The sequence below is a fragment of the Pseudomonas putida genome, assembly GCF_005080685.1.
Taxonomy (GTDB): Bacteria; Pseudomonadota; Gammaproteobacteria; order Pseudomonadales; family Pseudomonadaceae; genus Aquipseudomonas; species Aquipseudomonas putida_V.
Genome location: NZ_CP039371.1, coordinates 3,698,420 through 3,718,263 on the forward strand (window position 1 = coordinate 3,698,420; position 19,844 = coordinate 3,718,263).

Here is a 19,844-nt window from a genome sequence, read left to right on the forward strand (position 1 = left end):
ATTGGCCTGAAACAAATGTGGGAGCGGCCTTGCGTCGCGATGCGCCGCGCGGGCGGCGCTCGATATCCGCGCCCCCGCAACTCTCCAGCGCACACCGAGCGACACACCGCAAATCCCAAGCGCCGCCGCACCACTTTGGCCGACCGCCCGCCCCAAAACCGCACATGCATCCATTCCATTCACCCCTCCAAAGCCACGCGCCCCCCCAGCCAACCCCTTTACCACGGGCCTCGGCACAATAATCTGACCACTTGGCCATGTTTTTGCTTCGAGGCTGCTCAACCCCTCCACGTCGAGCAGCCTCATGTCCGAATTCCCCTCGTCCCTGCGCCTGGAACTGCGCGCCATTACCAAGCGCTACCCAGGCACGCTGGCCAACGACCGCATCGACCTGCGCATCGCCCCTGGTGAAATCCATGCCCTGCTCGGCGAGAACGGCGCGGGCAAAAGCACCTTGATGAAGATCATCTACGGCGTCACCGCGCCCGACGCCGGCCAGGTGCTGTGGGAAGGCCAACCCGTGCAGGTACGCGACCCCGCCCAGGCCCGCAACCTGGGGATCGGCATGGTGTTCCAGCACTTCTCCCTGTTCGAGACCCTGACCGTGGCGGAAAACATCGCCCTGGCCCTGGGCCGCGAAGCCGGTACGCCCCGGCAACTGGCGCCCCGCATCCGCGAGGTTTCGCAGCGCTACGGCATGGGCCTTGCGCCCGAGCGCCTGGTGCACAGCCTGTCGATCGGCGAGCGTCAGCGCGTGGAAATCGTTCGCTGCCTGATGCAGGACATCAAGCTGCTGATCCTCGATGAACCCACCTCGGTGCTGACCCCGCAGGAGGTCGACGAGCTGTTCGTCATCTTGCGCGCGCTGGCCGCCGAGGGCTGCAGCATCATGTTCATCAGCCACAAGCTCAACGAAGTCCGCGCCCTCTGCCACAGCGCCACCGTGCTGCGCGCCGGTCGTGTTTCCGGCGACTGCGTGCCGGCCCATTGCAGCGACCTGGAGCTGGCGCGCTTGATGGTCGGCGACGCCGAAGGGCTGGAGGCCAGCTACGCGAAAAGTGCCGGTGGTTTGCCACGCCTGCGTGTAGACGACCTCAGCTGGCGCAACAAAGACCCATTCGGGACCTCGTTCGAGCATCTGCGCCTGGAAGTGCGCAGCGGCGAGATCGTCGGTATCGCCGGGGTCGCCGGCAATGGCCAGGACGAGCTGTTGGCGCTGCTCAGCGGTGAAGCTCGCCTGCCCACCAGCGAACGCGAGCGTATCACCCTGGACAACCAACCCATGGCCCACCTGCACCCCGATGCCCGTCGCGCCCTGGGCCTGGCCTTCGTCCCTGCGGAGCGCCTGGGCCATGGCGCCGTGCCGGACATGACCCTCGCCGACAACGCCCTGCTCACCGCCTTCCAGCAAGGTCTGGTCAGCTGGGGGCTGATCCGTTCGGGCAAGGTGCAGGCCCTGGCCGAGCAGATCATCCAGCGCTTCGCGGTGAAAACGCCCGACGCTCAGGCCACAGCGCGCAGCCTCTCCGGCGGCAACCTGCAAAAATTCATCCTTGGCCGCGAGATCCTGCAGAACCCCAAGCTGCTGGTCGCCGCCCACCCCACCTGGGGCGTCGACGTCGGCGCCGCCGCGGCCATCCACCGTGCCTTGATCGCCTTGCGCGACGCCGGCGCCGCGATCCTGGTGATCTCCGAAGACCTCGATGAGCTGTTCCAGATCAGCGACCGCATCGGTGCACTGTGCAGCGGGCGCCTTTCGCCGCTCAAGGCCACCGCCCAGACCCATACCGTGGAGGTCGGCGGCTGGATGGCCGGCCAGTTCGACGCCCCGCAAGACGCCGCCTGACGAGAGCCCGCCATGTTGTTATCCCTCGAACCCCGTATCCAGCAATCGCGCGCCATGTTGCTGCTGTCCCCGCTGCTCGCCGGCCTGCTGACCCTGGTCAGCGGCGCCCTGCTGTTCAGCGCCCTGGGCCATGACCCGCTGCTGACCTTCCATACCTTGCTGATCGAGCCGATCAGCGATTTCTACGGCCTCTGTGAACTGCTGCTCAAGGCGTTGCCGATCCTGCTCTGCGCCTTCGGGCTGGCCGTGGCCTACCAGGCGCGCATCTGGAACATCGGCGCCGAGGGCCAACTGTTGATCGGCGCCCTGGCCGGCAGTGCCCTGGCAATTCAGATCATCGACTGGGAAAGCCACTGGGCGCTGCTCTGGGTGCTGGCTGCCGGCACCCTCGCCGGCGCCCTGTGGGGAGCGCTTGCAGCCTGGCTGCGGACGCACTTCAACGCCAACGAAATCCTCACCACCATCATGCTCAACTACATCGCCTTGAACCTGCTGTTGTACTTCGTGCATGGCCCGCTGAAGGACCCGGACGGCTTCAGCTTCCCGCAGTCGGCGATGTTCGGCGACGCCAGCCGCCTGCCGGCATTGTTCGAGGATGGCAGGTTGCATGTCGGCCTGTATTTCGTGCTGCTGGCCCTGGTGGCGGCGTGGGTATTGCTGCACAAGAGCTTCCTGGGTTTCCAGATCAAGGTACTAGGGCTCGACCAACGCGCCGCCGGCTTCGTTGGCTTTCGCGAAAAACGCCTGGTCTGGCTGGCGCTGTTGATCAGCGGCGGCCTGGCGGGCCTGGCTGGGGTCTGCGAGGTCAGCGGGCCGATAGGCCAACTGGTGCCGCAGGTCTCTCCTGGCTACGGCTATGCGGCGATCACCGTGGCCTTTCTCGGGCGCCTGAACCCGCTCGGCATCCTGGTGGCGGGGCTGCTGATGGCGCTGCTCTACCTGGGTGGCGAGAACGCGCAGATGAGCCTCAACCTGCCGCAGTCGCTGACCGGCCTGTTCCAGGGAATGATGCTGTTCTACCTGCTCGCCTGCGACGTGCTGATCCTCTACCGGCCGCGCCTGAAACTGCACTGGCGCCGCCGTGCGCCGCTGGCGGAAACCGCCAGCGCCTGACCCCCTGACCTACTCGTTTGCCTGCCGCCAGGGGCGCGCAGGCTGAGGCTTCGACTATGGATCTCGATCTGCTGGGCAACATCCTCTACGCCATGGTGCGCTGCGGCACGCCACTCTTGCTGGTCGCCCTCGGCGAACTGATCTGCGAAAAGAGCGGCGTACTCAACCTCGGCCAGGAAGGCATGATGCTGTTCGGTGCGGTGGTGGGCTTCATCGCCGCCTATGCCACCGGCAACCTGTGGCTCGGCGTGCTGATGGCGTGCCTGGCCGGCATGCTGCTGTCGGGGCTGTTCGCCCTGGTGGCGCTCGGCTGCCAGGCCAACCAGGTGGCCACCGGTCTTGCCCTGACCATCTTCGGCGTGGGCCTGTCGTCCTTCGTCGGCACCGCCTGGGTCGGCAAACCGTTGACCGGCTTCGAGCCGGTGGCGTTCCCTGTGCTGGCGGACCTGCCCATCGTCGGTCACATGCTATTCAACCAGGACGTGCTGGTCTACCTGTCCTTCGCGCTGTTCGCGCTGGTTGCCTGGGTGCTGCTGAAAAGCCGGATCGGCCTGGTGCTGCAAGCTGTGGGCGAAAACCCCGATGCCGCCAGTGCCATGGGCCTGCCAGTGCTGCGCGTGCGCACCCTGGCAGTGCTGTTCGGCGGTGCCATGGCCGGGCTGGCGGGTGGTTATCTGTCGCTGGCCTACACGCCGATGTGGGCCGAGAACATGACTGCCGGGCGCGGCTGGATCGCACTGGCGCTGGTGGTGTTCGCCAGCTGGCGGGTGTTCCGGCTGCTGCTCGGTGCCTACCTGTTCGGCCTGGCCAGCATTCTCCACCTGGTGGCCCAGGGCATTGGTGTGAGCTTCCCGGCCAACCTGCTGGCGATGCTGCCCTACGTGGCGACGATCCTGGTGCTGGTGGTGCTGTCGCGTGATGCGATCAAGACCCGCCTGTACGCGCCGGTGTCGCTCGGCCAGCCGTGGAAGGCCGGGCGTTGATCAGGGGTTGATGCTACCGGCCCTTTCGCCGGCAAGCCGGCTCCTACAGGTGTTGCGCAATTGCGTGAACGGTGTAGGAGCCGGCTTGCCGGCGATAGGGCCAGTCGCAACTGCGCACCAGCCAGGTGCAACCACTCGAGCACCGCGCACCACGCCTGCTCCACCGCGCCCAGGCCAAACCGCCGGCAACCCGCGAAACGTAGTTTTTTGCCCACCTGGTCAGCTTTTTGCAATACCCGTACAGCCCGACACGGCCACAACAAAAGACCTACAGGAGCCACCCCTGATGCATCGGAAAAAAACCAAGAATCTGCTACGCATCCTGGCCGTCGCCATCGGCCTCACCAGCGCGCTGTGCGCCTGCGCCGCCGACCCGTTGAAGGTCGGTTTCGTCTACATCGGCCCAATCGGCGACCACGGCTGGACCTACCAGCATGAACAGGGTCGCCAGGCCCTGATCAAGCAGTTCGGCGACAAGGTCGAGACCAGCTTCGTCGAGAACGTGCCTGAAGGCGCCGACGCCGAGCGCGTGCTGCGCAACATGGCCAAGGGCGGCTACGACCTGGTCTTCGCCACTTCGTTCGGCTACATGAACCCCGCCGCCAAGGTCGCCAAGCAATTCCCCAAGGTCACCTTCGAACACGCCACCGGCTACAAGCAGGACAAGAACCTTGGCACTTATCTCGCCACCTCCTACGAGGGCCGCTACGTCGGCGGCTATCTCGCGGCGAAGATGACCAAGACCAAGAAGATCGGCTACGTCGCCTCGTTCCCGATCCCGGAAGTGCTCCGCGATATCAACGCCATCCAGCTGGCCCTGGACAAGTACAACCCCGGCACCGAGATCAAGGTGGTGTGGGTCAACTCCTGGTTCGACCCAGGCAAGGAAGCCGATGCTGCCAATGCCTTGATCGACCAGGGCGTCGATGTGCTGTTCCAGCACACCGATAGCCCGGCACCGATCCAGACCGCCGAGCGTCGCGGCATCTACGCGGTCGGCTACGCCTCGGACATGGCTCACTTCGGGCCGAAAGCGGTGCTGACCTCGATCGTCAACAACTGGGGCCCGCACTACATCAAGAGCACCCAGGCGGTCATGGATGGCACCTGGAAATCCCAGGACTACTGGGGCGGCCTGGCCGAAGGCACCGTCGAGCTGCCGATCAGCGACCTGGTCCCGGCCGACGTGAAAAGCGGTGCCGAGCAGATCATCGCGAGCATCAAGGACGGCTCGTTCCACCCGTTCACCGGCCCCATCCTCGACCAGAGCGGTGCGGTGCGCATCGCCGATGGCGTCGTGGCCAGCAACGCCGAGCTGGCCGGCATGAACTACTACGTCAAAGGCGTCACCGCGCAACTGCCCAAGTGACCCGGAGCCCGTCATGAACAGCCTGCCGATCATCGACATCGCCCCGCTCTACCAAGACGATCCCGCCGCCCGCCACGCCGTGGCGCGGCAGATCGACGCCGCCTGCCGGCAATGGGGCTTCTACTACATCAAGGGGCACCCGATCGCGGCCACGCGCATCGCCCAGTTGCAAGCGGTGGCACAAGATTTCTTCGCCCGCCCGGCCGAAGAGAAACTGCGCATCGACATCACCCAGAGCATGCACCATCGCGGTTACGGCGCCATCGCCACCGAGCAGCTCGACCCCAACCGGCCGAGCGACCTCAAGGAAACCTTCGACATGGGTTTGCACATGAGCGCCGAACACCCCGACGTGCTTGCGGCAAAACCCCTGCGCGGCCCCAACCGCCACCCGGCGATCGCCGGGTGGGAGGCCCTGATGCAACAGCACTACCAGGACATGCATGAGCTGTCGCTGACTCTGCTGCGGGCGATGGCCGAGGCATTGGGCATCGAGCCGGACTTCTTCGACCAGCGCTTCGCCGAGCCGATCAGTGTGTTCCGCATGATCCACTATCCACCACGCCAGACCGCCAGCAGCGCCGAACAGCAAGGGGCCGGCGCGCATACCGACTATGGCTGCGTGACGTTGTTGTACCAGGACAACGCAGGTGGTTTGCAGGTGCGCAGCGTGGACGGCGAATGGATCGACGCCCCCCCCATCGAAGGCACCTACGTGGTCAACATCGGCGACATGATGGCGCGCTGGAGCAACGATCGCTACAAGTCCACGCCGCACCGGGTGATCAGCCCGCTGGGTGTCGATCGTTACTCGATGCCGTTCTTCGCCGAACCGCACCCCGACACCGAGATCAGCTGCCTGCCCAACTGCTCCAGCAGCGACAACCCGCCGAAGTACCCGCCCGTATCGTGCAGCGCCTACATGCTGTCGCGGTTTGCCGAGACCTATGCCTACCGGCGCGAGGAGTCGCTGGCCTGAACCGCTGCGCCGGTTGCCGCCGCGGTTCAGGAAACTTCCGCTACCGGCACTGGCGCCTTGGCGCGCAAACCGATCGCCTCGACCTGACCACAGGCGATCGCCATTCCCACCAGCGCAGGCAGGCTTTCAGCCTGCATGCGCTTCATCACCCGGCCGCGATAGAGGTCGATGGTCTTGACGCTGACGTCGAGGCGCTCGGCGATTTCGCGGTTGCTCAAGCCCTGCACCAATGGGATGAACACGTCCCGCTCACGCGGCGTAAGGCTGTCGATTCGCTGCTGCACCTGGGCCTGTTCCGTTGCTCCGATGTAGGAGTTCCCCGCCCGCTGCAAAGCCGCCTGCACGCTATCGAGCAGCAACTGGTCGTTGTAGGGTTTCTCGATGAAGTCGCAGGCGCCGGCCTTGAACGCGCGTACCACGATCGGCACATCGGCATGACCACTGACGAAAATCACCGGCAGCTCGAGCCCGCGCTTGCGCAAGGCATCCTGCACGGCCAACCCGCCCATGCCGGGCATCCGCACATCGAGCAATACGCAGGCCGGGCCGCTGGGCTCCAGGGCATCGAGAAACGCCTGGCCATGGGTGAACGGCACAGCCTCCAGGCCGACCGATTCCAGCAGCCAGACCGTCGAATCGAGCATGCCCTGGTCGTCATCGACCACATACACCTTCGTCTTCAGCACCGCTTCTCTCCCCATCAGTTGTTCACCGGCAACCGGCAGCACAGCACCAGCCCACCCTGCGCGCCACTGCGTGCGCGCAGGCTGCCGCCAAAGCCTTCGACGATGCTCCGGCTCATCGACAGGCCCAGGCCCAAGCCCTCGGGTTTGCTGGTGATGAACGGAGTGAAGATCTCATCGAGACGCTCGGCCGGTACCCCTGGTCCTTGATCCGTCACCTCGATCTCCAGCCAATCGCCCTGGCGCTCGGCGCCGAGCAGGATACAGGAGGGTTGGTTGGCGTGCTGCTCGCGGTTGGCGTCGATGGCATTGCGCAACAGGTTGATCAGCACCTGCTCCAGCAACACCCGGTCGGCATAGACCGCTGGCAGGCCCGCGGCCATGTACAGCTCGACCGCCACCTGGTCGCGGGCCGCTTCCCAGGCACACAAGCGCACCGCCTCGCTGGCCACTTCGGCCACGTCCAGCGCCTGCAGCCGGCGCGGCCCCTTGCGCAGGAAGGCGCGCAGCCGGCGAATCACCTCGGCGGCATGGGTGGCCTGTTCACTGATGCGCTGCAGACCTTGGCCGATGCGCTCGCGGGCCTTGGGCTCGTGGTCCAGGCCGAGCAGGTAGCGCTGGCTGGCGGCGGCATAATTGGCCACCGCCGCCAGCGGCTGGTTGATCTCGTGGGCGATGCCCGAGGCCAGCTCGCCCAGGGTTACCAGCCGTGCGGTGTGGGCCAGTTCGTCCTGGTGTCGACGCTGCTGGCGCTCACGCAGTTCATGCTCGGTCATGTCGCGCGCCACCAGCGAGTAATAGCGTTCACCGCCAGCGGAGCGATGGGCCAGCAGTACCAGGGAAACCGGAAACGCGGCGCCCTCGCGCCAGGGTTGCAAGCGTGCTTCGGCCTGCCACACGCCGTTGCGCTCTGCGCAATCCCAGCCCTCCTGCGCAAGAGCCTGGCGGGTGCTTTCATCGAGCAGCGAGGCCAGTTCCGGCAGCGCCTCCAGCCCTTCGAGAGCCAGGGCACGGCGGGCCGAGGCATTGAGGTAGCTCAGTCGGCCCTGGCGGTCGCTGAACAGCACCAGGTCGGTGTTGGCCTCGACCACTTCGGCCAGGCGCCGGCGGTTTTCCTGGGCCTCGACCCGCACGCTGATGTCACGCGACACGCTGATGATTTCCACCACCGCGCCGGTGTAGGTTTCGCGAATGGCCCGGCTGGCGATCTCGAACCAACGGTAGTGTCCATCGGCGTGGCGTACCCGGCACGTCATGGTGTGATAGCCATCCTGGGCCAGGGCCGCTGCCGCCAGCAACAGTGGCTGGCCGCAGTCGTCCGGATGCAGGAGCGCCTGCACCGGCTGGTCGCGCAATTGCTCAGGCCACAGCCCCAACAAGCGGAACGCCGCGGGCGATGCATCGAGGAAGTGGCCCTTGGGGCTGTGGCGGGAGATCAGGTCGGTGGTGTTTTCGGTGATCAACCGGTACAGCCGTCGGGCGCGGCTGGCTTCCCGGCTACTGCGGCGCTCCTCGCTGGCATCGCGACAACGTACCAGGGCCTGCTGCCTGGCTGAATCGGGAATGTAGGTCCACAACAAGATGCGCTCGCCGACCTCGATTTCGACCTCTTCGATGGCTCGCCCCTGGTGCAGGCAAGCGTGCACCAACGCAACGTGATTGCCTGGCAGGCAGCGTTGCAGGCTGCCTACGCCAGACATCAGGGCCTGCAGCGCGGCATTCTGGCCCAGCGGCTGGGCGTCGGCAGCCACCAGCAGACTGGGCTGTGGATCCTTGTCCAGCAAGGCAAAGACGTTCATTTCCAGGGTACCCATCTGATCAGATCTAGTAGTTCTACCATATTGCTATGGTCTATCTTCCAGCTAATATGGGCCATCGCGTAAAAATGCGACAGGGGAACGGCCCGCGCCATTGGCCACCCCAACCCTAATCAGAGCTAACAATCAGCCACCGGGGATCAAGCGCACTGGCTGCGCCTGCCTCCCAAACAGGACTATCGCATGTCTATCTTCTCCCAGGGCCTGATGCCCGCGCCTGTCAATCACGTTGCCCTCACGCCCCTGAGCTTCATCGAACGCACCGCCGCCGTCTATGGCGACTATCCAGCCGTGATCCATGGCTCCATTCGCCGCAACTGGCGCCAGACCTACGAGCGCTGCCGGCGCCTGGCCAGCGCCCTGGCCGGTCGTGGTATCGGCCGTGGCGATACCGTGGCGGTGATGCTGCCGAACATTCCCGAAATGCTCGAAGCACACTTCGGCGTACCGATGATCGGCGCCGTGCTCAATACCCTGAACGTGCGCCTGGATGCCGAGGCGATCGCCTTCATGCTCCAGCACGGTGAGGCCAAGGTGCTGATCAGCGACCGTGAGTTCCACGGCGTGATCCGTGACGCCCTGGGCCTACTCGAACACCCGCCGCTGGTGATCGATGTCGATGACCCCGAATACGGCGAAGGCCAGTCGGTCAGCGACCTCGACTACGAGGCCTTGCTTGCCGAGGGCGACCCTGAGTTCGCCTGGGAGTGGCCCGATGACGAGTGGCAGGCGATCTCCCTCAACTACACCTCGGGCACCACCGGCAATCCCAAGGGCGTGGTCTATCACCACCGCGGCGCCTACCTCAACGCCATCGGCAACCAGATGACCTGGGGCATGGGCCACCATCCGGTCTACCTGTGGACCCTGCCGATGTTCCACTGCAACGGCTGGTGCTACCCCTGGACCATCACCGCTCAGGCCGGCATCCATGTGTTCCTGCGCCGGGTCGACCCGCAGAAGATCCTCACCCTGATCCGCGAGCATCGCGTCAGCCACCTGTGCGGCGCACCGATCGTGCTCAACGCCCTGGTCAACATGCCCGACAGCGCCAAGGCCGCCATCGAGCACCCGGTGCAGGCCATGGTCGCCGGTGCCGCCCCCCCGGCCAAGGTGATCGGCGCCGTGGAGGAAATGGGCATCAAGGTCACCCACACCTATGGCCTGACCGAGGTATATGGGCCGGTCACCGTCTGCGCCTGGCATGAGGAGTGGGACGAGCTGCAGCTGGAGGAACGTGCGCGCATCAAGTCGCGCCAGGGCGTGCGCTACCCGACCCTTGACGGCCTGATGGTCGCCGACCCGCAAACCCTGCAACCGGTTGCGCAGGACGGCAACACCCTGGGTGAGATCTTCATGCGTGGCAACACGGTGATGAAGGGCTACCTGAAAAACCCCGAAGCTACCGCCGAAGCCTTCCGCGGCGGCTGGTTCCACACCGGCGACCTGGCCGTGTGGCACGCCGATGGCTATGTCGAGATCAAGGATCGGCTCAAGGACATCATCATTTCCGGCGGCGAGAACATCTCGACCATCGAGGTCGAGGACACCCTCTACAAGCACCCGGCGGTGCTCGAAGCCGCCGTGGTGGCGCGCCCGGACGAAAAATGGGGCGAGACACCCTGCGCCTTCGTCGCCCTCAAGCCTGGCCATGGCGCCACCCGCGAGAGCGATATCAGCACCTGGTGCCGTGAGCACCTGGCCGGCTTCAAGGTGCCGAAGACGGTGGTGTTCGGCGAATTGCCCAAGACCTCGACCGGCAAGATCCAGAAATTTCTCCTGCGCGACCGGGCCAAGGCCCTTTGAACGGTGAGCACCCACATGACTGACTACAACGCGCCATTGCGCGACATGCGCTTCGTGCTCCATGAAGTGTTCCAGGGGCCGGCGCTGTGGGCCCGCCTGCCCGCCCTGGCCGAGCGCATCGATGCCGACACGGCCGATGCCATTCTCGAAGAAGCGGCCAAGCTCACCGGGCAACTGATCGCACCGCTGAGCCGCAATGGCGATGAGCAAGGGGTGCGCTTCGAGGCTGGCCAGGTGAGCACACCCGACGGCTTTCGCGACGCCTGGCAGATCTACCGCGAAGGCGGTTGGGTAGGCCTGGGCGGCAACCCCGAGCATGGCGGCATGGGCATGCCGAAGATGCTCGGGGTACTGTTCGAAGAGATGATGTACGCCGCCGATAGCAGCTTCAGCCTCTATTCGGCGCTGAGCGCCGGTAGCTGCCTGGCCATCGACGCCCACGCCAGCGAGGCGCTCAAGGCAACCTACCTGGGCCCGCTGTACGAAGGCCGCTGGGCCGGCACCATGTGCCTGACCGAGCCGCACGCCGGTACCGACCTGGGGCTGATCCGCACCCGCGCCGAACCCCAGGCCGACGGCAGCTACCGCATCAGCGGCAGCAAGATCTTCATCACCGGCGGCGAACAGGACCTGACCGAGAACATCGTGCACCTGGTTCTGGCCAAGCTGCCCGACGCCCCAGCCGGCGCCAAGGGCATCTCGCTGTTCCTGGTGCCCAAGTTCCAGGTCGAGGCCGATGGCAGCCTGGGTGCGCGCAACGCCGCGCACTGTGGCTCGATCGAGCACAAGATGGGCATCAAGGCCTCGGCCACCTGCGTGATGAACTTCGACGGCGCCGTCGGCTACCTGGTGGGTGAAACCAACAAGGGCCTGGCCGCGATGTTCACCATGATGAACTACGAGCGACTGTCCATCGGCATCCAGGGCATCGGTTGCGCCGAGGCCTCGTACCAGAGCGCCGCCCGCTATGCCAACGAACGCCTGCAAAGCCGCGCCGCCATCGGCGCGCAAGCCAGGGACAAAGTCGCCGATCCGATCATTCATCACGGCGATGTGCGGCGCATGCTGCTGACCATGCGAGCCCTCACCGAGGGCGGTCGTGCTTTCGCCGCCTATGTCGGCCAGCAACTGGACCTGGCCAAGTACGCCGAGGACCCGGGAGAGCGCGAACATGCCCAGCGCCTGGTCGCCTTGCTGACCCCGGTGGCCAAGGCCTTCTTCACCGATAACGGCCTGGAAAGCTGCGTACTGGGCCAGCAGGTGTACGGCGGCCATGGCTACATCCGCGAGTGGGGCCAGGAGCAACGGGTGCGTGATGTGCGCATCGCACAGATCTACGAGGGCACCAACGGCATCCAGGCGCTCGATCTGCTCGGGCGCAAGGTGCTGGCCGACAACGGGCAGGCCCTGGCCAGCCTGGCCACGGAAATCCGTGCGTTCTGCGTCGACGCGCCCCTGCATCGCGAGGCCCTGCTGGATGCGCTCAAGCGCTTGGAGAGCGCCAGCCAGTGGTTGATCGGCCAGGCTCGCGAAGATGCCAATCTGGTCAGTGCCTCGGCGGTGGAGTACCTGCACCTGTTCGGGCTGACGGCCTATGCCTACATGTGGGCGCGCATGGCGGCTGCGGCGCATCAGCGGTTGAGCGAGGACACGGACTTCTATGGCGCCAAGCTGGGCTGCGCCGAGTTCTTCTTCCAGCGCTTGCTGCCGCGCAGCCTGGCGCTGGACGCGAGCATTCGGGCGGGGAGCCAGAGCCTGTATCGATTGGCGGCGGAGCAGTTTTGACGTGTGGGAGCGGCCTTGTGTCGCGATGGGGCGCGCAGCGGCCCCGGCAAATGCCGCGGCGCCGCTGCGATCCTGGGGCCGCTGCGCGCCCCATCGCGACACAAGGCCGCTCCCACATAGGCCGGACAACAGCCCACACCGAGCAGGCATTGACGCCTCAAAACTCGAACACATACCCCACGATCACCCGGTTTTCATCCGCCGCATCGGCAAAATTCGAGCGCATGCTCGCATTACGCCAGCGCAACGACACGTTCCTGAAGAGCCCCGACTGCACCACATAGGTGATGTCGGTGGTTCTTTCCCACTCCTCGCCCTCCCCGCCCCGCGCCGCCAGCGCTCGACCCTTGGTCGTGGCGATGCGCTGCGGGTCGACCTGGTCGCCCTTGACGTAGCGCACGTTGAAGGTCAGCCCTGGCACGCCCAACGCGGCGAAGTTGTAGTCGTAGCGCAGCATCCAGGCCCGTTCGTTGGCCAGTGCGAAGGTGCTCACCTGCTGCTCGCTGAACAGGTAGGTATCGGTGCCGCCCACATAGGCGTAGGCCGTATCGCCGTCGATTTTCTGGTAGCCACCGCTGAACGTGTGCCCGGCCAGGCTATAGCCAAAATGGGTGCTCAGGGTGCGGTTGTCGACCTCACCGAGCAACGCCCTGCCCTGCTCCCGGGCATTGAACCAGCGCCACTCGGTGAAGACTTCGCCAGGCCCTAGGCCGAGCTTGTACTTGAAGCCGACGAAATCGCGCCGGAACAGGTCTTCGAGCTGGCTGCTGTGCAGACTCAGGGTCAGGTTCTTCAGCGGCTGGTAGTCAGCGCCGGCGTAGTACAGGCGGTCACTGGTCACCGTCGCCGAATAGGCACCTTGCTGCGCCATGGCAGTAAGGTCCTCGAAGTCGGTGGAGTCGCGCAGCTTGGTCGCATCCACCTGCAACAGGGTCAGGGTTACATTGTCGAGGTCCTTGCTCACCCACTGCGCGCCATTGAACCACTGCGGGAACAGGCGGCTGTAGTTGGAGGCCAGCAATGGCAGCTGCGGGCTCAGCCCACCCACCCGCAACTCGCTCTGCGCCAGCCTTGCCTTGAGCGTGGCGACCGCCTTGCCGTAGTCGTCCACCGCGCGCTTGTCGCTGCCCCTGGGCAACAACCCGGTGCCACTGCGCTCGGGTGACGAGTCGAGCTTGATGCCGAGCATACCCACTGCATCCAGACCAAGGCCAAGCACGCCATCGCTATAACCGGACTGCCACTTGAGCATGAAGCCCTGGGCCCACTCGCCACGTCGGCTCTGGGTGGCGGCATCGCCATGGAAATCGCGGTCGAAGTAGAAGTTGCGCAGCTCCAGGCTGGCCTTGCCGTCCTCGACGAAGCCCGCCTGGGCCGACTGACAGACGCAGGAAAACACTGCGAGCATCAGCGATGCTCGCCGCGGTGGGAAGGTGTTCATGGGTCGCCTCTATTGTTGTTCTTGTTGGAAAGCGCGGTTGGGCCGGACAACTCAGCTCTTGGGGTTTTTCACGTAGCGCATCACCACCAGGCAAGCGATGAGAATCAGTGGAGCGATCGACAGCATGCCCATGTAGCTACTGCCGCTGAGGTCGTTGATCTTGCCGACCATCACCGGCGCGACGATGCCGCTCAACTGCCCCACCGAGTTGATCGCGGCGGTGCCGGTGGCGATGGCCAGGCCCGAGAAAGTCGATTGGGGGATGGTCCAGAAGATCGGAATCGCGATGAAAGTGCCTGCCGTGGCCAGCACCAGCGCGGCCATCATCGCCCAGGACGAATCGGCATACAGGCAGGCCAGCAAGTAGCCAAGGGCCGAGGCCAACAGGCAGTACACCAGGTAACGCTTGCGCTCGCCGGTGCGGTCGGAGCGGCGGGTGATCGCCACCATGCCCAGGCAAGCCACGGCATACGGCAGCGCCGAGAGCATGCCGACCATCAGCATGTCCTGCACGCCCGACGACTTGATCAGGTGCGGCATCCAGAAATTCAGGCCGTAGGAAGCGGTCTTCACCACGTAGTAGATGAACGCCATGATCGCCACCTCGCGAGTCAGCAGCACCCGCCAGATCGAGCCGAGCACTGGTTTCTCCGTCCGCCGATCTTGCGCCAGGTTCTCGACCAGCCGGTCCTTTTCCTGGCGGCTCAGCCACCGGGCCGACTCGATGTCGCGGTCGAGCTTGAACAGCACCAGCACACCGAGCACCACGCACGGCAGGCCCGACATCAGGAACAGCCAGTGCCAACCGGCCAGGCCCAGCACGCCGTCCATGGTGCCCAGCAAGAAACCCGCCGCCGGCCCGCCCACGGCACCGGCCAGGGGTACGGCGAGGAACCACAACCCGTTCATCTTCGCCAGATGCTTCCTGGGAAACCAGCACGCCAGGTAGAACAGGATCGCCGGGCCGAAGCCGGCCTCCATCACGCCGATCAGAAAACGCAGGAAGTACAGGGTGTACTGGGTATAGGCGAACACCAGCGCCGCCGTGGCCAGCCCCCACGACACCATGATCCGGCAGATCCAGGCCGGTGCCCCGTAACGCTTGAGCCCCAGGCTGCTCGGCACCTCGAACAACACGTAGCCGATGAAGAACATGCTCGCGGCCAGGCCGTAGGCGGCATCGCTGAGGCCGAGTTCGGCCTGCATCTGCGACTTGGCGAAGCTGATGTTGATGCGATCGAAATAGGAGAACAGGAAGCAGATGATGGCCAGCGGCATGATGCGCCAGGCCACGCGACGGTACAGCAGCAGTTCATTGATGTGGTCGTTGGCACGCTCGGGCGCCAGTTCACCGGTCAAGGCAACCATGGTGGATCTCCATTCTTGTAATTATTGGAGAGCGGCGGCGCCCGGGTTGGGCGCCGCGTAGACAGGTATCAGCTGATGCGCACGAGTTTTTCCTTGCAGGCCTGGCCCTTTCGCACATAGTCGGCGGCATTGGCGTGCAGGTTGGCGAGCGCTTCTGCGCTCAGCTCGCGCACGACCTTGGCTGGCACGCCGAGGATCAACGAATTGTCCGGGAACACCTTGCCTTCGGTGACGATGGCACCCGCACCGACCAGGCAGTTGCGACCGATCACCGCGCCATTGAGCACCACCGCCTGGATGCCGATCAACGTACCCTCGCCGATCGTGCAGCCATGCAGCATCGCCTGGTGGCCGATGCTCACGTTGGCGCCCACGGTCAGCGGGAAGCCTGGGTCGGCATGCAGCACCGCCCCCTCCTGCACATTGCTGTGCTGGCCGATGCGGATCGGCTCGTTGTCGCCACGCAGCACGGCCTGAGGCCATACGCTGGCCCCCTGCTCCAGGCTAACGGCGCCGATCACGGTCGCCTGCTCGGCCACGAAGGTTTCGGGATGGATATCCGGGGTCAGCGCGTCGTATCGATAGATCGCCATTCAGCACGCTCCACTTGGCTGGTCATCGGTCCTGAGCACCCCGGCGGCGCACAGTTCAGCGATGTGTTCATCGCTGTAGCCAAGCTCACGCATCACCTTGCGGGTGTGCTCACCGATACGCGCAATCGGCCGGCGCGGTTGCAGGCGCTGGCCATCCAGCGACAGCGGCAGCAACGGCATGGGCGTGCTGCTGCCGTCCTCCAGATGCAGGTCGGCCATGCCGCCGCTTTCTCGCAAGTGCGGGTCGTCGAACAATTCTTCCGGGCGGCGGATCGGTGCGAACGGAATACCGTTGGCCTCGAGTTGCACTGCCAACTGCTGCGCATCGAGCGTGGCGAACACCTCGGCCAGGTGTGCCAGCAGGCGTGGCCGCTGCAGCACCCGGTCGTTGTTGGTGGCAAGCGAAGGGTCGTCCAGCAGCGCGGGCTGGTCCAGCAGCTGACACAGCGCATGCCATTGGCCTTCACCGGTGGCGGCGACGAACATCTGCTCACCGCCCTTGAACGTGAACACGTCATAGACCGACCAGGCACTGATCCGGTTGGGCATGGGCGCCGCCGCTTCGCCCGTGACCACGTACTGCTGCATGTGCTGGGCCGCCAGCAGCACGCAGTTCTCGTAGAGTGCGCTCTGCACTTGGCGGCCGACCCCGCTGGTGTTGCGCTCGTTGAGCGCTGCCAACACACCGATGGCGCCGAACATCCCGCCCATGATGTCGTTGACCGAACTGCCGGCCCGCAGCGGCCGACCGACCGGCCCGGTCATGTAGGCAAGCCCTGCCATCATCTGTACCACTTCGTCCAGGGCCAGGCGGTTGTCGTACGGGCCGCTGAGAAAGCCCTTGTGCGAGGCATAGATCAGCTTCGGGTTGCGCTGACGCAGCGTGGCGTAGTCCAGGCCCAGCTTGTGCATTCGTCCAGGCTTGAAGTTCTCGATGAACACGTCGGCGGTATCGATCAGTTCCAGTACCGCATCGCGCCCCTGGGGCGTATCGACGTCGATGGCGATGCACTGCTTGTTGCGGTTGAAGGTACGGAAGAAGCCCGCCCCGGCGCCCAGCAGCCGGCGAGTACCGTCGCCCCGGGTGGGTTCGATCTTGATCACCTCGGCACCCAGGTCACCCAGGATCATGCCGCAGGTGGGGCCCATGACCATGTGCGAGATTTCGACGACACGAATGCCGTCCAGGGGGAGTCTGGACATTAGGCGATCCCTTGGAAGTTGAGAGGCAGGCCTGCGCGGGCGATGGCCCCGTAGAGGGGTTCTTCGGGCAAAGCGTCACGCAGCAATTGGCGTGAGGCGATCAACGCAGGCAGGTCGATGCCGGTGTGATACCCCATGGCTTGCAACATGAACACCAGGTCTTCGCTGACCGTGTTGCCCGAAGCGCCGGGGGCGAACGGGCAGCCGCCGAGGCCAGCAAGCGAGGAATCCAGCTCGCGGATACCCTGCTGCACCGCCACCAGGCTGTTGGCCAGCGCCAGGCCACGGGTGTCGTGAAAATGCGCGGCGCGCAGGCGCTCGCCGGCAATGGCGCGCACTGCCTGGATCACCGTCGCCACCTGGGCGGGATTGGCGTAGCCAGTGGTATCGCCAAGCGAAACCAGATCGCAACCGGCTTCCAGCACCTGACGGGTCAGTGCGCACAAATCGCTCAGCGGCACTTCGCCCTGGCGCGTGCAGCCAAAGGCCACCGACATGCCTGCGATCATCTGTACCTGATGACGGCCCGATTCGTCGCGCAGCTGGCACATGCGGCCAAGCGCCTCGACCATCTCCTGGGGCGTGCGACGCACGTTGGCCAGGCTATGGGCGGTACTCACCGATACCGGGGCGACGATGCGCTGGGCGCCGGACTCCAGCGCGTCCTGGGCACCGCGCAGGTTTGGCGCCAGCACGGTGACCACCAGGTCGGGATAGGTCAGGGCGTGGGCGACCACCTGCTTGGCGTCGGCCATCTGTGGCAACAACCGGGCCGGCACGAACGAGGCGACTTCCATATGGCGCACGCCAGCGGCGTAGGCGTTGTCGATCCAGCGTTGCTTGGCAGCGGTCGGCATCACCGTTTGCAGGCTTTGCAGACCATCACGCATGCCGACTTCATTGATTGTTATTGTGTTCATCGGGCTCTCTCTGGCTTGAAGCGTGCGGCCAGACTATGAGCTGGACGCCAGCCAGAAAAGACGTCTTTCACGGGCTGATCCATCGTCGATGGCGATGGATGGCAATGGCCTCAGGCGTGCGCTTGCCAGGCGGGTGCACGCCTGAGCAGGTGATCCAGCAAACGCCGCGCCGACAGGCTCAATGCATGACGATCACGCATGCAGATGACGAATTCACCCAGCGCCCAATCATCGGTCAAGGGAATGACCCGCAGGTCGAACAATTGCGCGTAACGCGCCACTGCCTCCTGCGGGAACACCGCCAGGCCCAGGCCGAACTGCACCAACCGAAAGGCAGCATCGAACGACGACACGTACGAACGAAAGCGCAACTCCTTGCCGGCAGCCTCGGCGCTCTGGCACATGAAATTATTGAGGGTGGCGAAGGCCGATAGCCCCAGGTGCTCGTATTCCAGCGTCTGGGAGAAGGCGATGCTGTTGCAGTCGGCCAGGGGGTGATCGGCCTTGACCACCACGGCCAGGTGGTCCTGCCGGTAGGGCACGAACTCCAGGTCGCCGATGGCCATGGACTTGCGACAGATACCCAGGTCGGCACTGCCCTCGGCCACGCCGCGGACCACGTCTGGGCTGAATCGCTCCTCGATGTCCGCCTGGATCAACGGGTTTTGCAGCATGAAGGCCGACAGTTCCTCGGGTAGGAACTCCATGATCGAGGAAATGTTCGCCAGCACGCGCACATGCCCGCGAGCGCCTTCGGCGAACTCGCCCAGCTCGCTTTCCAGGCGTTCCATGGCCCGCGTCAGGCCTCGTGCATGGCGCAACAGAGCCAGCCCTGCCGGTGTCGGCTCGACCCCGCGCTTGCTGCGCTTGAGCAACGGTGTGCCGAACCGCGCCTCGATGTCGGAAATGCGCTTGCTGATCGCCGACGGCGCCATGAACGCACGTTCGCTGGCAGCGGAGATGGTGCCCGCTTCGCAGACCACGACGAACAGGTGCAGTGACAGATGATCGAGAGGTTGCATGGCGCTGTCCGGCAGGAAAACAGCCGCCAGCATAGATGACTGAACGAAGAAATACCCTATGCAGGTGCCACCCAGGAACTTCAGCGTTCCGCCCCGGCGGATGACCAAAATACGCCTTGTAGGCGTGATTGAAATTGGCAGGGTTGGCGTAGCCCATGCGGTAGGCGACCTGCGCGACCTGCCATTTACCCTGACGCAGCAGGGTTCGCGCCAGCTCCATGCGCTGGCGGCGCACGTACTGCAGCATCGACTGCCCGAACACCTGGTTGAAGGCGCGGCGCAGCGTGGTTTCGCCTACGCCCAGCTGCTGCGCCAGCGCCTGGCTACCGGGTGGCTCGGCCAGTTGCGCATCGAGCAGGCGGCGCGCCTCGTGGGCCAGGTCTCGTTGACCACGAATTGCCGGCGCAGGTACGCCAGGCTGGCGCTTGAGATGCTGGGCCAGCTCCACCAGTACCGCCAGGCTCAGGCTTTCCTGGTTCAAGCGCTCCAGAGCACCTTGATAAGGCGAATGGTAGAGCCGCTGAAACAGGTTGCCCAAGGCCTGGCAGCGATGCAGTTCGGCGAACTGCACGCCGTCGGCGAGCAGGCCGAGCAACGGTTGCAGCGAGGAATCCTCTTCGGCGAGCTCATGCAGGTAGTCGCCGGCAATGCGCAACCCGGCCATGCGCACGTAGCTGCCGGCCGGTAGCTGGTCCACGGCCTCCATGCTTTCGCTCAGGCCCAAGGTATGAGGGGCTCCGGTGGTGTAGGCGTTGTGCCGGCCATCGACGCGGTGCTGCCACTGGCCTTTGAGCACCTGCACGATGCACAGGCTGCCGGGCAGGACTTTGTTGATGCGCAGCGGCTCGGGGAACTGCAGGTCACAGTCGAAGTACTGCAGATGCGGGCGCACGGTGCGCGCCCGGTAATGGCCCAC

At 65.2% G+C, this 19,844-nt stretch carries 15 protein-coding genes and 1 pseudogene; 7 read left to right on the forward strand and 9 right to left on the reverse strand.

The genetic code is table 11. From position 1 onward, the window contains the following. Positions 1-304: 304 nt before the first annotated feature. The 5 genes from E6B08_RS16780 (at position 305) to E6B08_RS16800 (ending at position 6,290) form a co-directional block, all read left to right on the forward strand. Entirely contained in the window at positions 305-1,846 is a 1,542-nt protein-coding gene (locus tag E6B08_RS16780) for an ABC transporter ATP-binding protein (protein ID WP_136915078.1), read from the forward strand. Positions 1,847-1,858: 12 nt separating this feature from the next. Further along, positions 1,859-2,959 (forward strand): ABC transporter permease, encoded by a 1,101-nt coding sequence (locus tag E6B08_RS16785; protein WP_136915079.1) that lies wholly within the window; start codon positions 1,859-1,861, stop codon positions 2,957-2,959. 56 nt (positions 2,960-3,015) lie between these two features. Beyond that, positions 3,016-3,942, forward strand: a complete 927-nt coding sequence (locus E6B08_RS16790; RefSeq protein WP_136915080.1) for an ABC transporter permease — start codon at positions 3,016-3,018, stop codon at positions 3,940-3,942. A gap of 286 nt (positions 3,943-4,228) precedes the next feature. Beyond that, positions 4,229-5,311, forward strand: coding sequence for a BMP family ABC transporter substrate-binding protein (locus tag E6B08_RS16795; protein WP_136915081.1), 1,083 nt, complete (start codon positions 4,229-4,231; stop codon positions 5,309-5,311). 13 nt (positions 5,312-5,324) lie between these two features. Then, entirely contained in the window at positions 5,325-6,290 is a 966-nt protein-coding gene (locus tag E6B08_RS16800) for a 2-oxoglutarate and iron-dependent oxygenase domain-containing protein (protein ID WP_136915082.1), read from the forward strand. A 26-nt stretch (positions 6,291-6,316) separates the two neighbouring features. Here E6B08_RS16800 and E6B08_RS16805 read toward each other — a convergent pair whose 3' ends face one another. Together E6B08_RS16805 and E6B08_RS16810 are read right to left on the reverse strand one after the other, a co-directional pair. Next, positions 6,317-6,976 carry a response regulator transcription factor gene (locus E6B08_RS16805; protein WP_136915083.1) on the reverse strand — a complete coding sequence of 220 codons (660 nt, stop codon included), beginning with the start codon at positions 6,974-6,976 and terminating at the stop codon, positions 6,317-6,319. 14 nt (positions 6,977-6,990) lie between these two features. Next, positions 6,991-8,787, reverse strand: a complete 1,797-nt coding sequence (locus E6B08_RS16810) for a PAS domain-containing sensor histidine kinase (protein WP_136915084.1) — start codon at positions 8,785-8,787, stop codon at positions 6,991-6,993. 186 nt (positions 8,788-8,973) lie between these two features. Between E6B08_RS16810 and E6B08_RS16815 the strand changes: the two genes are divergently transcribed. Together E6B08_RS16815 and E6B08_RS16820 are read left to right on the forward strand one after the other, a co-directional pair. Further along, positions 8,974-10,596, forward strand: a complete 1,623-nt coding sequence (locus E6B08_RS16815; protein ID WP_136915085.1) for an acyl-CoA synthetase — start codon at positions 8,974-8,976, stop codon at positions 10,594-10,596. Between the two features lie 15 nt (positions 10,597-10,611). Then, positions 10,612-12,381: an acyl-CoA dehydrogenase C-terminal domain-containing protein gene (locus tag E6B08_RS16820; RefSeq protein ID WP_136915086.1), complete on the forward strand. Its 1,770-nt coding sequence runs from the start codon at positions 10,612-10,614 to the stop codon at positions 12,379-12,381. Between the two features lie 157 nt (positions 12,382-12,538). Here E6B08_RS16820 and E6B08_RS16825 read toward each other — a convergent pair whose 3' ends face one another. The 7 genes and pseudogenes from E6B08_RS16825 to E6B08_RS16855 form a co-directional block, all read right to left on the reverse strand. Then, the gene (locus E6B08_RS16825) at positions 12,539-13,822 is read right to left on the reverse strand and encodes an OprD family porin (RefSeq protein WP_136915087.1); all 1,284 of its coding nucleotides are present in this window, start codon (positions 13,820-13,822) and stop codon (positions 12,539-12,541) included. A 51-nt stretch (positions 13,823-13,873) separates the two neighbouring features. Beyond that, positions 13,874-15,190 carry an MFS transporter gene (locus tag E6B08_RS16830; protein ID WP_136915088.1) on the reverse strand — a complete coding sequence of 439 codons (1,317 nt, stop codon included), beginning with the start codon at positions 15,188-15,190 and terminating at the stop codon, positions 13,874-13,876. A gap of 68 nt (positions 15,191-15,258) precedes the next feature. Continuing rightward, the gene (locus tag E6B08_RS16835) at positions 15,259-15,783 is read right to left on the reverse strand and encodes a gamma carbonic anhydrase family protein (protein WP_136915089.1); all 525 of its coding nucleotides are present in this window, start codon (positions 15,781-15,783) and stop codon (positions 15,259-15,261) included. Next, a complete protein-coding gene (locus E6B08_RS16840; RefSeq protein WP_136915090.1) occupies positions 15,784-16,986 on the reverse strand; it encodes a CaiB/BaiF CoA transferase family protein in 1,203 nt (400 codons plus the stop codon). Further along, positions 16,986-17,906: a hydroxymethylglutaryl-CoA lyase gene (locus E6B08_RS16845; protein WP_136915091.1), complete on the reverse strand. Its 921-nt coding sequence runs from the start codon at positions 17,904-17,906 to the stop codon at positions 16,986-16,988. Before E6B08_RS16845 ends, E6B08_RS16840 begins: the two co-directional genes overlap by 1 nt. 110 nt (positions 17,907-18,016) lie before the next feature. Beyond that, positions 18,017-18,928, reverse strand: coding sequence for a LysR family transcriptional regulator (locus E6B08_RS16850; RefSeq protein ID WP_136915092.1), 912 nt, complete (start codon positions 18,926-18,928; stop codon positions 18,017-18,019). A gap of 91 nt (positions 18,929-19,019) precedes the next feature. After that, positions 19,020-19,808 (reverse strand): annotated as a pseudogene (locus E6B08_RS16855) (helix-turn-helix transcriptional regulator); the annotation flags it as partial. Between the last annotated feature and the right edge of the window lie 36 nt (positions 19,809-19,844).